The organism is Saccharopolyspora flava, from assembly GCF_900116135.1.
Lineage (GTDB): Bacteria > Actinomycetota > Actinomycetes > Mycobacteriales > Pseudonocardiaceae > Saccharopolyspora > Saccharopolyspora flava.
Window position 1 is genome coordinate 370676 of record NZ_FOZX01000004.1, and the last position, 14481, is coordinate 385156.

A 14481-nucleotide genomic window follows, 5' to 3' on the forward strand; every position below is an offset into this window, starting at 1 on the left:
TGGGGAGGAGCCTCTCACGACCGCCTCGTCGGTGGGGAGGTTTCGCCACAACCTCCCCACCAACGACGCATCGGGTGATCAGCGGGTTGCGGGTTCTTCCGGGAGGGCGAAGACGATGAGGGCGCTGCCGTGGCCGGCGCCGAGCATGCCGGGCAGGAAGCCCTCGATCCAGCCGCCCCAGCCGACCGGGACCGCCACGTACTGCCTGCCCTCGACCGAGTAGGTCATCGGGCTGCCGTGGTGGCCGCTGCCGCACTGGAACTCCCACAGCTTCTCGCCGTTGCGGGCGTCCAGAGCCACGAACTCACCCGACGGAGTCCCGGCGAAGACCAGGTTCCCGGCGGTGGTCAGCACCGACGAGCACATCGGCAACGTGTTGCGCCAGCGCCACCTCTCGTTGCCCTCCGAGTCGAAAGCGCTGATGGAGCCGCGCATGTCGTCGGCATCGACCTGAACACCCGCGCCCCAGTAGGGAATTCCTTCGCGGAACTCGCGGCGACGCCGCGTCGCGGTGGCGCCGACGTCCTGCACCGGGACGTAGAACAGCTCCGTGCCCGGGTTGTAGGCGGCGTGCGTCCACTCCTTCGCCCCGGCAGGGCCGGGGTAGAAGTGCACCGGCTCGCCCTCGGCGTCCGGGTACTTGCGCGGGGTCACCTTGCCGTCGCGGGTGATGGTGCCCCAGTCGATCCGGTCCACGTAGGGCGTGACCGACACCAGCTCCCCGTTGGTGCGGTCGAGCACGAAGAAGTACCCGTTCTTGTCGAAGTGGCCGAGCATCTTGCGCCCGCCCTGGTCGAACAGGATGTTCTCCATCGTCGAGTCGTAGTCCCACACGTCGTGCGGGGTGCACTGGTAGTGCCACTGGATGGTGCCCGAGTCGACGTCGACGGCGATGATGCTGTCGGTGTAGAGGTTGTCGCCCTCGCGGACCGCGCCGTCGAAGTCCGGCGCCGGGTTGCCGGTCCCGGCGTAGAGCAGGTTCGTGTCGGGATCGAACGTCGCGGTGATCCACGGGTTCGCCCCGCCGCGCGCCCACGCCTCGCCGTCCGCCGGCCAGGTCTCCGACCCGGGCTCACCGGGCTTGGGGACGGTGTAGCAGCGCCACCGGTGCTGGCCGCTCTCCAGGTCGAAGGCGTCCATGTGGCCGCGCACCCCGAACTCGCCGCCCGCGCTGCCGGTGATGACCATGTCCTTGACGACCAGCGGAGCCAGCGAGGCGCTCTCGCCCGCCCGCACGTCGCCGATCGTCTTGTCCCACACGCGTTCCCCGGTCACCGAGTCCAGCGCCAGCAGGTGAGCGTTGGGCGTCACGGTGAACACCTTGCCCTTGGCCACCGCCACGCCGCGGTTGACGTTGCCGCAGCACAGCGACACGTCGTAGGGCACGGCGTGCTTGTAGCGCCACAGCTGGTCGCCGGTCTTGGCGTCCAGCGCCCACACCCAGCCGTCCCAGCCCGAGACGTACATGACCCCGTCGACGACCAGCGGGGTCGCCTCGAACGCGTAGGTCGACGCGCCCGCGATCATGCCCGCCGTGCCCGCCTGGAAGATCCAGGCCGGTCCCATGCGCTTGACGGTGTCGGTGTTGATCTGGTCGAGCAGGCTGTAGCGCTGCCCGTCGTAGGCGCCGTAGTAGGTCAACCAGTTGTGCGACTCCGACCGGGCATCGAGCAGCCGGTCGTAGCCGACGCGGAAACCCACGTCGGGCGCGTTGCGGGGCACCGAGCTCAGCGTGCCGTGATCGATCGCCTCGCCGGCGTCGACGTATTCGAGAGTCATCGTCGTCCTCCTACGGGCGCATCTGGTCGGGACGGTCGAGCCGGGCCTCCGGCGGCACTTCACCGAGCACCACGATGGCGCCGGTCAGGCCGCGCCCCTCGTCGTTGCCGGTGGGCGAGGAGAACCAGTAGTAGCCGGGCCCGTCGAGGTTGAGCTTCGCGCGTCCCTTGGAGTGGTTGACCAGCCAGATGAACTTGCGGTCGCCGTTGCTGGGCAGCAGCGCGCAGTGGGTGTTGAGGTCGTCGTTGATCAGCGTCAGCTCGAGGTCGCCGCCGTGCGGGAGGACGAGAATCGAAGGGTCCCAGACGATCTCGTCGGGCAGGATGCGAACCGTGGCCTCCATCGTGCCGTCGGCCCGCTCGGTGGCCCGCTGGATGTTGCCGGTGCCGAGCACCCGGCCCAGGGCTGCGCCGTTCTGCGAGTCCAGGCCGACCTCGGTGAGCAGATCGGTGCGTTCCTTGGCTGTCGTCACCGGAGATCACCTCCTTGTGAATCCGTTCGCGACAGGCCGGTGCGCGCGACAGGGGGAACAGCGGTTCGAGCGCCCGGCGAGGGCCAAACCACTTGGCCCGTAACGGAATCGGACACTACGCCGGGTGCCGGGTGGCGGACACTCGACGCCGCCGGGCCGGGGGCCCGCACCGCTCGCAGGGCGAGGCCTACCGCTCAGACCCCGAAGCGACCGAGATTCATGACCTTGTCCCACGCGGCGGCGAAGTCGCGCAGGAATGTGCCCTGGTCACTGGCGTAGACCTCGGAGATCGCGCGGAGTTCGGCGTTCGCCCCGAAGACGAGGTCGACGCGGCTCGCACGCCACCGAGCGGCACCGCTGCCGCGGTCGCGTCCCTCGAAGGTGCCGCCGGTGGCGACCCATTCGGTGTCCATGTCGAGGAGGTTGACGAAGTAGTCGTTGCTGAGCGTGCCCGGCCGGTCGGTGAGCACGCCGAGCGGTGAATTGCGGTGGTTGGCGCCGAGGACGCGGAGTCCGCCGATGAGTGCGGTCATCTCGGGGGCGGTGAAGGTGAGTTGGTTGGCTCGGTCGATGAGGAGGTATTCGGAGGGCAGTGGAGGTTTCTTACCGAGGTAGCTGCGGAAGCCGTCGGCGCGGGGTTCGAGGGCGGCGAAGGAGTCGACGTCGGTCCACTCCTGGGTGGCGTCGGTGCGTCCCGGTGTGAACGGAACCGGTGCGCCCGCGTGCTCGAGGGCCGCGCATCCGGCGAGCACGATGAGGTCGGCGAGCGAGATCCGTTTGTCCCCGGTCTGTTCCGCGTTGAAGTCGCACTGGATGCGTTCCAGGGCATCGAGAACGGGGCCGGTGATCTCGGGATCGTTGGCCTCCCAGTCGCGTTGGGGCTTGAGGCGGATGCGGGCGCCGTTGGTGCCGCCGCGCTTGTCGCTGTCGCGGTAGGTCGAGGCGGAGGCCCAGGCGGTGAACACCAGGTGCGACACCGGCAGGCCCGTGTCCAGGACGCGGTGTTTGAGCTGGGCGATGTCGTCGGTGTCGATGAGCTCGTGGTCGACGGCGGGGACCGGGTCCTGCCAGATCATCGGTTCGTCGGGCACGAGCGGGCCGAGGTAGCGCTGGATGGGGCCCATGTCGATGTGGGTGAGCTTGAACCAGGCGTGGGCGAAGGCGTCTTCGAGCTCGTCGGGCCGGGCGAGGAAGCGCATGGCGATCTGCCGGTAGGCCGGGTCCTCCTGCAGGGCGAGGTCGGTGGTGAGCATGGTCGGCGTGTGGCGCTTGAGCGGGTCGTGGGCGTCGGGGACGGTGCCGTGGCCCTGGTCGCCGCGCGGGACCCATTGCCAGAGCCCGGCGGGGCTGAGCTCGACGTCCCAGTCGTAGGCGAACAGGGTTTCCAGGAAGCCGTTGTCCCAGCGTGTGGGGTTGGGCGTCCAGCTGCCTTCCAAGCCGGTGGAGATCGCATCCGGGCCTTTGCCGGTGCCGTGGTCGCTGGACCAGCCCAGGCCTTGGTGCTCCAGGCCGGCTCCTTCGGGTTCGGGGCCGAGGTGGGAGAGGTCGGCGGCGCCGTGGGTCTTGCCGAAGGTGTGGCCGCCGACGATCAACGCCACGGTTTCGGTGTCGTTGAAGGCCATGCGGGCGAAGGTGTCCCGGATAGCCCGTGCCGCGGCGATGGGGTCGGGTAGTGTCGCCGGTCCTTGCGGGTCGACGTAGATCAGGCCCATCTCGTCGGCGGCGAGGGGTTGTTGCAGGTCGCGGATGCCGGTGTGGCGTTCGTCGCCGAGCCAGGTGCGTTCGGGTCCCCAGTAGATGTCGGCGTCGGACTCCCACACGTCCTCCCGACCACCCGCGAACCCGAGCGTGCGGAACCCCATCGATTCCAGGGCCCGGTTCCCGGCGAAGACCATCAGGTCGGCCCAGGAGAGCTTGCGGCCGTACTTCTGCTTGACCGGCCACAACAACCGGCGGGCCTTGTCCAGGTTCCGGTTGTCCGGCCAGCTGTTCAACGGCGCGAACCGCTGCATCCCCGACGTGGATCCACCCCGCCCGTCAGCGACCCGATACGTCCCAGCGCAGTGCCACGCCATCCGCAGCACCAGCGGCCCGTAATGCCCGAAGTCGGCGGGCCACCAGTCCTGCAAGGTGGTGAGCACCCGGTCGATGTCACGCGCGACCTCATCCAAGTCCAGAGTCGCGAACTCGGCGGCGTAGTCGAAGTCCTCACCCAGCGGATTCCGCCCAGGATGGTGCTTGGCAAGGATCTCCAGGTTCAGCCGATGCGGCCACCAGTCCAGGTTGCTGCCCCCTGCCGCCGGATGTTCACGAGTGCGCTCGTGATGCCGCAGCGCCTGGTCGTAGTTGCGCGTGACGGCCACCGAGTCGGGGTTCTCCGGCAACGCAACACCACCTCCCCGGCCATCCGCTCAGATGTCCAGAGCCCGGCGCACCGCAGGGGCGTTGCGCCGCGAAACGGGCACCATCGTGTTCTCGTCGTCGTCCATGACCAGCACCAACTCGCCCTTGAAGCGGCGCTCCACCTCGCGGATGCGCCCCAGGTTCACCACGTAGCGGCGGTGCACCCGCAGGAATCCGGCGTCGCCCTGCTCGCTCTCCAACTTGTCGAGACCGCCCGAAGCCGCCCGCAACTTCCCCTGATCGGTGGTCAGCCAGACGTCGTTGCCGTCGGACTCGGCGAAGGAGATCTCCGGCAGCCGCAGCAGCACCATCCGGTTCTCCCGGGTCCCCACGATCCGCTGCGGCGGACCGTGCTGGTGCGCGCCCTCGCCGCGCGGCAGCTGCTCGCCCTCCGAGACGCCGAAGAACACCAGGTTGCCGACCAGGTGCCCGGCCAGGAACACCGGGTGCATCGTCACCGGCGTCGGCTCGTCGGACAGGTGCGTGAACAGCTGCGTCGAGCCGACCCAGTCGGGGTTGCGGGACGCCTGCTTCGCGGCGTAGCGGGCGGCGCTGATGAACTCCGGCAACCCCGGATTCCAGCGCACCGCCGGATCTTTCGCCGGGGTGCAGCTCGGCACGCCCAGCAGCACGCTCGCCGTGTCGTCGGCGATGACCACCCGGCCCGCCGGATCGACCGCGGCCAGCGACACGCCCGCACGGGAGCGGGCGTGGTTGAACGCCGCGATCAGCTCGGCGCTGCCGTCCTGGGCGCGCTGGCGCAGCGTGGCCTGGGTGCGGGTGGCGGCGTTGGCCAGCCAGGCGCCGGCGGGGGAGGGCAGGTCACCGCGCCAGCAGGAGATGTTGAGGACCGCGATCGGGTCCTTGGTCACCACGTCCCGCACGGCCACGCCCGCGCAGGTCCACTCGTGGAACGCCTGGCACCAGTGCTCGGCTCCCCGGATCATCACGGGCGTGTGCGTCTCCAGCGCCGTGCCCATGCCGTTGGTGCCGGTGGCCTGCTCGGACCAGCAGAACCAGGTCGCGAGGTTCGCGTCGGCCGCCAGCTTGCGGGTCGCCGGATCGCCCCACTCGGCCAGCACCCGCCCGGTGGCGTCGGTGACCGTGACGATCCCGCCGACGTTGGCGACCTCGTGCGCCACCGAAGCGGCCCGGAACCCCAGGTCGGCGAACACCACGTCGTGCTCGAGGGTGTGGTCGACCTCCGCCACGGCGATCGGGGCCTCCTTGAGGCCGGGATCGACCCGGTACTGGTCGCGGCAGCGGTGCCACGAGATCGCCACCTCGGGCCGCACGCCGCGGATGTCGTCTTCGCCCTGCACGAATCGTTCCCACGCCCCGTACACCGTCGTGGTGCCGGAGACGCGCGAGATCGGGTCGAGCCGGTGCACGTCTGCCATCAAAGACCGCCTTTGGTCTCCTCACCAAGCCGACCGGGAATCGACGGATTCCGCGCTGGCGGATCTCCCGCTCCAAGGTCTGAAACTAAGCTTATTCCCGATTCCGGGACCAGCGCAGTGGGACGAGAGCGGGCGAAGACCGCACGAACGGACCCGATGCGGTAACGAACGGTGGCGAGGAGGACACGCGTGGAGGCGCAGCGGTTGCAGGACGTCGCGGAGGAGGCGGCCGGCGGTCTGCTCGCAGCGGAGCTGGAGCACCCGTTCGGGCCCGACTGCGAGGTGTACAAGGTCGGCGGCAAGATGTTCCTGCTGAGCATGCAGCTGCGCGGCACGCCGCTGGCCACCGTGAAGTGCGCGCCGGAGGACGTCACCGCCCTCGTCCAGCGCTACGACGACATCACCACCGGGTACCACCTCAACAAGCGGCACTGGATCAGCGTCTGGCCGGGCGAGGAGGTCGACGACGATCTCCTGCGGGACTTGGTGAAGAACTCCTACCTGCTCGTCGCCGACTCGATCCCGCGTTCGCGGCGCCCCCTCACCAGCGAGGTCCGCTTCAGCACCGACACGTTCTGACTCACCCGCCGAAGCGGCGGCGCGCCTCGTCGATGTCGGCGAGGCGCCGATGCGTCCACTCGCACATGGCGTCGACCGTGACCAGCAGGCCCCGGCCGGGTTCGGTGAGGGCGTAGTCGACGCGCGGCGGCACCGTCGGGTGCACCGTGCGGCCGACGAGCCCGTTGCGCTCGAGCATCCGCAGGTTCTGGGTGAGCATCTTGTGGCTGATGCCCTCGACGGCGGTGCGCAGCTCGCTGAACCGCAGCGTCCGCTCGCCGAGCGCTTCGATGATGAGCAGCGCCCACTTGTTGGCGACGTCGGAGAAGATCTCCCGCGCCAGCGAGTCCGCTCGCCGGAGATCCGCTTCGTCGGCCGAGCCGCTGAACTGCTTGGTCACCATGAGGTTCCTCGGTTACGAAAAAGTGCGTTCTTCCACGTCAGCGCACACTCTCCTACGGTTTCCCGGTAACCACAAGAGAGCACGGAGGAACGGCATGGCCATCACCACCACCAACGCCCCGGGACTGCCCGAGGTCGACCTCTACCGGCACGTCTCGATCGCCACCGGGTCGAAGCTGGTGTTCATCTCCGGCCAGGTCGCCTGGGACGAGCACGGCGCGGTCGTCGGGGAAGGGGATCTCGCCGAGCAGATCGCGCAGTGCTACCGCAACGCCGCCAAGGCCCTGGCCGCCGCGGGCGCCACCTTCGACGACGTCGCCAAGCTGACCCTGCACGTCGTCGACTGGAGCCCGGAGAAGATGCCGGAGGTCGTCGACGGGATCACCCGCGCCGCCGAATCCCTCGGCACCGCGGCGAAACCCCCGGCCTCCCTCTTCGGCACCACTGCCCTCGACGTCCCCGAACACCTCGCGGAACTCGAAGTCACCGCAGTCCTCGACTAACCCCCGACCCCAACAACTCCCCTGAGAGGACACAGTTTTCATGAAAACTGCACCCACCCACGATCGAGACGGTGGTGACAGTTTTCATGAAAAACTTCCCTCCCCCTCGGAAGGTGAGTGGGTGACCCAACCCGGGTCCGTGGCCTGTTTGTGCTGGTCACGAGCGTCGTGTGGGTGGGGTGGTGTCAGTTTTCATGAAAACTGTCACCACCCCACGAACGAGACAGTTTTCATGAAAACTTCCCCTCACCAGGGACGGGACAGTTTTCATGAAAACTGCCCTGTCCCTGGGGGTGATGGTGTTGGGGGGTGGGGTTAGGTGAGGCGGATTTGGCGGTTGACGTCTTTGTAGAGGAGGTAGCGGAAGGGGTGGGGGCCGCCTGCGTAGCAGGCTTGGGGGCAGAAGGGGCGGAGCCACATGTAGTCGCCTGCTTGGACTTCGACCCAGTCGTTGTTGAGGCGGTAGACGGCTTTGCCTTGCAGGACGTAGAGGCCGTGTTCCATGACGTGGGTTTCGGCGAAGGGGATGGTGCCGCCGGGTTGGAAGGTGACGATGTTGACGTGCATGTCGTGGGCGAGGTCGTCGGGGTCGACGAAGCGGGTGGTGGCCCAGGTGCCGTCGGTGTCGGGCATGGGGGTCGGGGTGATGTCCTGTTCGCGGGTGACGAACGAGGCGGGCACGTCGATGCCGTCGACGAATTCGTAGGGCTTGCGGACCCAGTTGAACGTGGCGTGGCCCGTGCCGGGGTTGGTCAGCGACCAGGTCGCGCCGGGGGCGAGGTAGGCGTACCCACCGGGCTCGACCACATGCACCACGCCGTCGACGGTGAGCCGCAACGTTCCGGTCATGAGGAACACGACGGACTCGACACCGGCCTCGGGCTCGGGGTGCTCGCTGCCGCCGCCGGGGGCGACTTCGACGATGTTCTGGGCGAAGGTCGTGGCGAACCCGGTCACGGGCTTGGCCAGGATCCAGGCGCGCGTGGCGCTCCAGCCGGGGAAGTTGCTGGTCACGATGTCGCGCAGCACGCCGCGCGGGATCACGGTGTAGGCCTCGGTCACGATCGCCCGGTCGGTGAGCAGATCGGTCTGCGGCGGCAACCCACCGGCAGGCGCGAAGTACGACGGCGAGTTCAAGCTGGCTCCTCCTCGACAACCACCCCGACCCCAGTGCAGGCCCATGACCTGCACAATCCATGTATACAAAACCGGGGTTGGCTGCAGGATAAGCAACGGCGGCGTCGCGCGGAAGCCCCGGCGGGAGCGGAGGAGATCACACCCGACTGATCGTTCGGGGAGTGTTGACGAGGTCGTGAACACCGCTTACGGTCTTCCCAACTCTCACGTATACTTTCGCATCGCGAAACTGAGCCCATTCCGTCGGTGTCGCGGAGTGGGGGCTTAGGAGGCGGCTAGTGACTGCCACGAACGACAGATCCGGTCTGGACATCCCTCCCGCCTCGAGCGAGCGGTTGTACAGCTACGACCTCGCCCCGACCAAGAAGGACGGCCGCCGCTGGGGCGCCTACAACGTCTTCACGTTGTGGGCCAACGACGTTCACAGCCTCGGCAACTACGCCTTCGCGATCGGGCTGTTCGCGCTCGGGCTCAACGTCTGGGGCATCCTGGCCGCCTTCGTGCTGGCCTCCGCGCTGCTGTTCCTGCTGCTGACGATGTCGGGCTACATGGGGCACAAGGCCGGCGTCCCGTTCCCGGTGATGAGCCGCATCGCCTTCGGCACCCGGGGTGCGCAGATCCCGGCCGCGGTGCGCGGCGTCGTGGCGATCGCCTGGTTCGGCATCCAGACCTACCTCGCCTCCTCGGTGCTCGACGCGTTGCTGGTGGCGCTGTTCCCGGGCCTGAAATCGCTGGAAGGCCAGTCGGTGCTGGGTCTTTCGCTGCTCGGCTGGATCACGTTCCTGGCGCTGTGGGCGGTGCAGGTCCTCATCGTCAGCTACGGCATGCACGTCATCCGCAGGTACATGGCGGTGGCCGCGCCGACGACGCTGATCACCATGCTGGGCCTGGCGATCTGGATGTTCGCCCGCGCCGACTTCTCCATCTCGATGTCCACCGCGCAGCCGCTGACCGGGGGCGCGATGTGGCTGCGGATCCTGCAGGGCGCCGCGCTGTGGGTCGTCATCTACGGCACCTTCGTGCTCAACTTCTGCGACTTCACCCGCTCGGCCAAGAGCCGCCGGTCGATCGTGCTCGGCAACCTGGTCGGCATCCCGGTGAACATGCTGTTCTTCGCCGGGATCGTGGTGGTGCTCAGCGGAGCCCAGTTCAAGATCAACGGACGGGTGATCACCAGCCCGACCGACATCGTGCAGACGATCCCGAACACCTACCTGCTGGCGCTGGCCTCGCTCGCGCTGATCGTGCTCACCATCGCGGTGAACCTGCTGGCGAACTTCGTCGCCCCGATCTACGTGCTGGTCAACCTGTTCCCGAAGCACCTGAACTTCCGCCGCGCGGGCGTGGTCAGCGCGATCATCGGCCTGGTCATCCTGCCCTGGAACCTCTACGACAGCCCGGTCGTGGTGAACTACTTCCTGGGCGGCCTCGGAGCCCTGCTCGGCCCGCTGTTCGGCGTGATCATGGCCGACTACTGGCTGATCCGGAAGACCCGCGTGAACGTCCCCGAGCTCTACACCGAGGCCGCCGACGGCGAGTACCACTACTCCGGCGGCTACAACCCGAAGGCGGTGTGGGCGTTCGTGCCGGCCGCGGCGATCGCGGTGGTGCTGGCGCTGGTCCCGGCGTTCAGCGCGGTCGGCGGGTTCTCCTGGTTCATCGGGGCGATCCTGGGCGCCATCATCTACGCGATCATCGGTGACCGCAGACCCGACGCCCGGGACGTGGACGGCGAGTCCATCGCCGTCGCGGCCGAATGATCCGCCGCAGCAAGCTCATTTCGAGAAAGTCGAGTCCATGCGCATCCTCGTCGTGAACGTCAACACGACCACCTCCATCACCGAGTCGATCGGGGAGCAGGCGGCCTCGGTGGCCGCCCCCGGAACCGAGATCGTGCCGCTGACACCGTCTTTCGGCGCGGTATCGGTCGAGGGCAACTACGAGAGCTACCTCGCGGCCGTCGCGGTGATGGAGGCGGTGCGCGCCTACCCCGAGCCGTTCGACGCGATCATCCAGGCGGGCTACGGCGAGCACGGCAGGGAAGGGCTGCAGGAGCTCTTCGACGTGCCGGTCGTGGACATCACCGAGGCCGCGGCCACCACCGCGCAGTTCGTGGGCCGCACCTACTCGGTCGTGACCAGCCTCGACCGCACGGTCCCGCTGATCGAGGACCGGCTGCGCGCAGCGGGTCTCAGCGACCGGTGCGCGTCGGTGCGCGCCAGCGGGCTGGCGGTGCTGGACCTGGAGCGCGACCCGCGGGCCGCGGTGGAGGCCATCGCCGAGGAGGCGGTGCGCGCGGTGCGCGAGGACCGCGCGGAGGCGATCTGCCTGGGCTGCGGAGGCATGGCGGGGCTCTCCGAGCAGGTCGTGCAGCGCACCGGCGTCCCGGTGGTCGACGGCGTCACGGCGGCGGTGACGATCGCGGAATCCCTGGTCCGGCTCGGCCTGAAGACCTCCAAGGTCCGCACCTACGCGCCCCCGCGCCCGAAGGAGTTCACCAACTGGCCGCCGTCCTGACGGCCTTGAGCGCGGCGAAGCCGGGTCCCGATCCTCGGGGCCCGGCTTCGCGTCGCGTGGGGTGCGTCCCTCCTGTGGGGACAGTTTTTGCCTGAATTGCCCCATGATCATGTCCGTTTTGCCTGGACAGTTCTCACTAAAACTGCCCCCTGCCAACGGTCGTTGTCACGGTGAGCGTTGGCAGGGGGCGGTTTTCACCAGAACTGTCGTCTGGTGAGGGTCACACCTCGCCGCGGGTGAGGAGCTCGCCTCGGGGGGGGTGTCGGCGCCGTCACCGGCGATCTGGGTGCCGCGCAGCCAGGTGCTGCGGACGACGCCGGCCAGCGGGCGGCCGTGGTAGGCCGAGACCGGGTTGCGGTGCTCCAGCTTGGCGACGTCGACGACGAAGGCGTCGTCCGGGGCGAACACGCACAGGTCGGCGTCGTTGCCCACGGCGATGGAGCCCTTGGTGCGCATCCCGGCGAGTTCGGCGGGCTTGCGCGCCATCCAGCTCACCACGTCCGCCAGCGAGTACCCGCGCTGGCGTGCCTGCGTCCAGATCGCCGGCAGGCCCAGCTGCAGGCTCGACACCCCGCCCCAGGCCACGCCGAAGTCGCCGATGTCGAGGCGCTTGAGCTCGGGCGTGCAGGGGGAGTGGTCGCTGACCACGCAGTCGATGGTGCCGTCGGCCAGGGCCTTCCACAGCAGTTCGCGGTTGGCGGCCTCGCGGATCGGCGGGCAGCACTTGAACTGGGTGGCGCCGTCGGGGATCTCCTCGGCGGTGAAGCTCAGGTAGTGCGGGCAGGTCTCGACGGTGACGCGGACGCCGTCGGCGCGGGCCGAGGCGATCAGCGGCAGCGCGTCGGCGGAGGCCAGGTGCAGGATGTGCACGCGCGCCCCGATCCGCCGGGCCAGCTCGATGACCTGCGCGATCGCGAGGTTCTCGGCGCCCTTGGGGCGGGAGGCCAGGAAGTCGCCGTAATCCTCGCCGTGCGGGGTCGGCGCCTGCTCGATGGCCTCGGAGTCCTCGGCGTGCACGATCATCATCGCGTCGAAGGAGGCCAGCTCGCGCAGCGCGGTGTCGAGCTCGGCGGAGTTCAGCGGCGGGAACTCGTCGACCCCGGAGTGCAGCAGGAAGCACTTGAAGCCGAACACCCCGGCCTCGTGCAGACCCCGCAGCTCGTCGAGCTTGCCGGGGATCGCGCCGCCCCAGAAGCCGACGTCCACGTGCGCCTGCGGCGCGGCGGTCGTGCGCTTGACCTCGAGCGCGTCCGCGTCGACCGTCGGCGGCAGGCTGTTGAGCGGCATGTCGACGATGGTGGTCACGCCGCCCGCGGCGGCCGCCCGGGTGGCGGTCTCGAAGCCCTCCCACTCGGTCCGGCCCGGGTCGTTGACGTGCACGTGCGTGTCGACCAGGCCGGGCAGCAGCACCTCGTCGTCGGCGAGCTCGACGACGCGCTCGGCCGCCAGGTCGGCGTCGTGCGCGTCGACGACGGCGATGCGGCCGTCGCGGATGCCGACGCTGCCCGAGGTCTCGCCGTTCGGTCCGATGAGCCGCCGAGCCCGGAAGACCAGATCGTAGGGCTGAGCCACCGCGCTACCTCCCCTGAAATTCCACGATGCAAAAGTATATTCAAATGTATACGTAACCTACGGCGGTGGAGTTCCGCAGGTCAAGGGTTCGGCGAAGCGGTCAGAGCACCATGCGCTCGAGCACCATCGTGCGGCTCGCGCGCACGTGCCCGCGAGCGAGCTCGGCGGCCCGCTCGGCGTCGCCGGACGCTATGGCGGCGTAGAGCTCCTCGTGCTCGCGGCAGACCCGCGCCGGCTCCAGGTTCAACCGGAACAGCGCGGCGAGCCTGCCGTGCAGCGGTTCGAGCATCGAAGCGAGGAGCTCGTTGCGGGACAGCGCGACGAGCTTGTCGTGGAACTCGGTGTTGGCCTCCGACATGGCGTCGGTGTCCTGATCGTCCAGCGCCTCCCGGGCGCGCGCGACCAGCTCGCCCAGGTGCTCGACGTCGGCTGACTCGCTGCGCTCGGCGGCGAGCCGGGCGGCCAGCGCCTCCAGCGCCTCGCGGACGTCGAAGAGCTCCTCCAGCTGCTGGCGGTCCAGGCTGCGCACGAACACGCCGCGCCGCCGCGGCCGGACCTCGACCATCCCGGCGCTCTGCAGCATCCGGATCGCCTCCCGCACCGGCACGCGGGACACGCCGAACTCGATGGCCAGCTCCTGCTCGAAGAGCCGGTCGCCGGGACGCAACCGGCCGTCGCTGATGCGGGCCTGCAGCTCGTCGTGGACCTGGTCGCGCAGCGGAACGCGGGGCTCCTCCTCGGGCACGTCGGTCACAGCAACAAGCTCCTCCTCGGCAGCCGCGCCCGCGAACTCGGGCACCGGCGCGATCAGTGTGCATGACGCTTCCCGCACGCGTGCGTTCGGGGAGTTGCCGCAACGCCCTGCGCCGTTCGGCGGCGCCCGCTAGACGGGCCGCCGAGCGAGCGCCCGGGGCTCAGGTGTCGCCGCGGAGGGTGAGGTCGAAGGTGTAGCGCGAGGCGCGGTAGGTGTGGGTGCCGAACTCGACGATGGCGCCGGTGTGGTCGTGGGTGATGCGCTGCATGGTCAGCAGCGCGGCCCCGGTGGGCTCGTCGAGCAGCGCGGCCTCCTCGTCGGTGGCGGTGCGCGCGCCGATGGTCTGCTGCGCGGCGTGCAGGTGGACGCCCGCGGCGCGCAGCAGCTGGTAGAGGCCCCGGTCGGTGAGGTCCTCGTCGGTCGGGGCCAGCAGGCCGGCCGGGAGGTAGTTGCGCAGCCGGGCGATCGGCTCGCCGCGGGCGTGCCGGACCCGCTCCAGGTGCAGGACCTGGTCCTGTTCGGACAGTCCCAGCGCGCGGGCCGCCTCCGGGGGAGGCGTGCGCAGCTCGTTGACCAGCACGCGGGTGGAGGGCGCGGCGTCGAGCGCGGTGAGGTCGTCGTGCAGGCTGCTGAGCTGCAGCGAGCGCTTGACGTGGTTGAACACCACCTGGGTTCCCGCGCCGCGCTTGCGGACCACGAGCCCCTTGTCGACCAGCGAGCCGATGGCCTGGCGGATGGTGGGCCGGGAGAGCCCGAGGTTGCCCGCCAGCTCGATCTCGTTGTCCAGGCGCGCGCCCACCGGCAGCGCTCCGGAGGCGATGGCCTCCTCGATCTGGCTGGCCACCTGGAAGTACAGCGGGACGGGGCTGCGGTGGTCGACCGAGATCTGCTTGGCCGGATCCCACTGCGGTTCCTGGGATCGGTGTCGCACGGCGGTCACCGCGCAACACTAGCAAGAACCCACGACGTCACTAAGTCCGTATG

At 69.3% G+C, this 14481-nt stretch carries 12 protein-coding genes and 1 pseudogene; 4 read left to right on the forward strand and 9 right to left on the reverse strand.

All coding sequences use genetic code 11. From position 1 onward, the window contains the following. Window positions 1–78 precede the first annotated feature (78 nt). The 4 genes from BM424_RS15115 to BM424_RS15130 all read right to left on the reverse strand — a co-directional run bounded on the left by BM424_RS15115 (window position 79) and on the right by BM424_RS15130 (window position 6054). On the reverse strand, window positions 79–1779 hold the full coding sequence (locus BM424_RS15115; RefSeq protein ID WP_093417888.1) for a PQQ-dependent dehydrogenase, methanol/ethanol family: 1701 nt from the start codon (window positions 1777–1779) through the stop codon (window positions 79–81). Between the two features lie 10 nt (window positions 1780–1789). Further along, window positions 1790–2251 carry an MSMEG_3727 family PQQ-associated protein gene (locus BM424_RS15120; RefSeq protein ID WP_093417891.1) on the reverse strand — a complete coding sequence of 154 codons (462 nt, stop codon included), beginning with the start codon at window positions 2249–2251 and terminating at the stop codon, window positions 1790–1792. 194 nt (window positions 2252–2445) lie between these two features. Beyond that, the gene (gene katG / locus BM424_RS15125) at window positions 2446–4635 is read right to left on the reverse strand and encodes a catalase/peroxidase HPI (protein ID WP_093417894.1); all 2190 of its coding nucleotides are present in this window, start codon (window positions 4633–4635) and stop codon (window positions 2446–2448) included. Between the two features lie 27 nt (window positions 4636–4662). Next, on the reverse strand, window positions 4663–6054 hold the full coding sequence (locus BM424_RS15130; RefSeq protein WP_093417897.1) for a DNA-binding protein: 1392 nt from the start codon (window positions 6052–6054) through the stop codon (window positions 4663–4665). Between the two features lie 189 nt (window positions 6055–6243). Between BM424_RS15130 and BM424_RS15135 the strand changes: the two genes are divergently transcribed. Next, the gene (locus BM424_RS15135; protein WP_093417900.1) at window positions 6244–6633 is read left to right on the forward strand and encodes an MmcQ/YjbR family DNA-binding protein; all 390 of its coding nucleotides are present in this window, start codon (window positions 6244–6246) and stop codon (window positions 6631–6633) included. Between the two features lies 1 nt (window position 6634). On the opposite strand, the gene BM424_RS15140 is transcribed toward BM424_RS15135, so the two are convergent. After that, entirely contained in the window at window positions 6635–7015 is a 381-nt protein-coding gene (locus BM424_RS15140; protein WP_093417903.1) for a winged helix-turn-helix transcriptional regulator, read from the reverse strand. Window positions 7016–7109: 94 nt separating this feature from the next. On the opposite strand from BM424_RS15140, the gene BM424_RS15145 reads away from it, so the two are divergent. Then, window positions 7110–7517, forward strand: coding sequence for a RidA family protein (locus BM424_RS15145; RefSeq protein WP_093417906.1), 408 nt, complete (start codon window positions 7110–7112; stop codon window positions 7515–7517). A gap of 315 nt (window positions 7518–7832) precedes the next feature. Here BM424_RS15145 and BM424_RS15150 read toward each other — a convergent pair whose 3' ends face one another. Beyond that, a complete protein-coding gene (locus BM424_RS15150) occupies window positions 7833–8699 on the reverse strand; it encodes a bifunctional allantoicase/(S)-ureidoglycine aminohydrolase (RefSeq protein WP_217649712.1) in 867 nt (288 codons plus the stop codon). A gap of 233 nt (window positions 8700–8932) precedes the next feature. Between BM424_RS15150 and BM424_RS15155 the strand changes: the two genes are divergently transcribed. Both BM424_RS15155 and BM424_RS15160 read left to right on the forward strand, forming a co-directional pair. Next, the gene (locus BM424_RS15155; protein WP_093417912.1) at window positions 8933–10414 is read left to right on the forward strand and encodes an NCS1 family nucleobase:cation symporter-1; all 1482 of its coding nucleotides are present in this window, start codon (window positions 8933–8935) and stop codon (window positions 10412–10414) included. Window positions 10415–10451: 37 nt separating this feature from the next. Beyond that, window positions 10452–11171 (forward strand): aspartate/glutamate racemase family protein, encoded by a 720-nt coding sequence (locus BM424_RS15160; RefSeq protein ID WP_093417915.1) that lies wholly within the window; start codon window positions 10452–10454, stop codon window positions 11169–11171. Window positions 11172–11391: 220 nt separating this feature from the next. Here the strand turns inward: BM424_RS15160 and allB are convergent. From allB to BM424_RS15175, 3 genes and pseudogenes are all read right to left on the reverse strand, one after another. Then, window positions 11392–12725, reverse strand: a pseudogene (gene allB, locus BM424_RS15165) (allantoinase AllB). Window positions 12726–12843: 118 nt separating this feature from the next. Further along, the gene (locus BM424_RS15170; RefSeq protein ID WP_425442016.1) at window positions 12844–13542 is read right to left on the reverse strand and encodes a GntR family transcriptional regulator; all 699 of its coding nucleotides are present in this window, start codon (window positions 13540–13542) and stop codon (window positions 12844–12846) included. Between the two features lie 115 nt (window positions 13543–13657). Continuing rightward, on the reverse strand, window positions 13658–14437 hold the full coding sequence (locus BM424_RS15175) for a GntR family transcriptional regulator (RefSeq protein ID WP_093417918.1): 780 nt from the start codon (window positions 14435–14437) through the stop codon (window positions 13658–13660). Window positions 14438–14481 lie beyond the last annotated feature (44 nt).

Coding starts and splice junctions, on each gene's coding strand:
- BM424_RS15115 (WP_093417888.1), bottom strand. CDS start 1,779: ATGACTCTCGAATACGTCGACGCCGGCGAGGCGATCGATCACGGCACG.
- BM424_RS15130 (WP_093417897.1), bottom strand. CDS start 6,054: ATGGCAGACGTGCACCGGCTCGACCCGATCTCGCGCGTCTCCGGCACC.
- BM424_RS15140 (WP_093417903.1), bottom strand. CDS start 7,015: ATGGTGACCAAGCAGTTCAGCGGCTCGGCCGACGAAGCGGATCTCCGG.
- BM424_RS15145 (WP_093417906.1), top strand. CDS start 7,110: ATGGCCATCACCACCACCAACGCCCCGGGACTGCCCGAGGTCGACCTC.
- BM424_RS15150 (WP_217649712.1), bottom strand. CDS start 8,699: ATGGGCCTGCACTGGGGTCGGGGTGGTTGTCGAGGAGGAGCCAGCTTG.
- BM424_RS15160 (WP_093417915.1), top strand. CDS start 10,452: ATGCGCATCCTCGTCGTGAACGTCAACACGACCACCTCCATCACCGAG.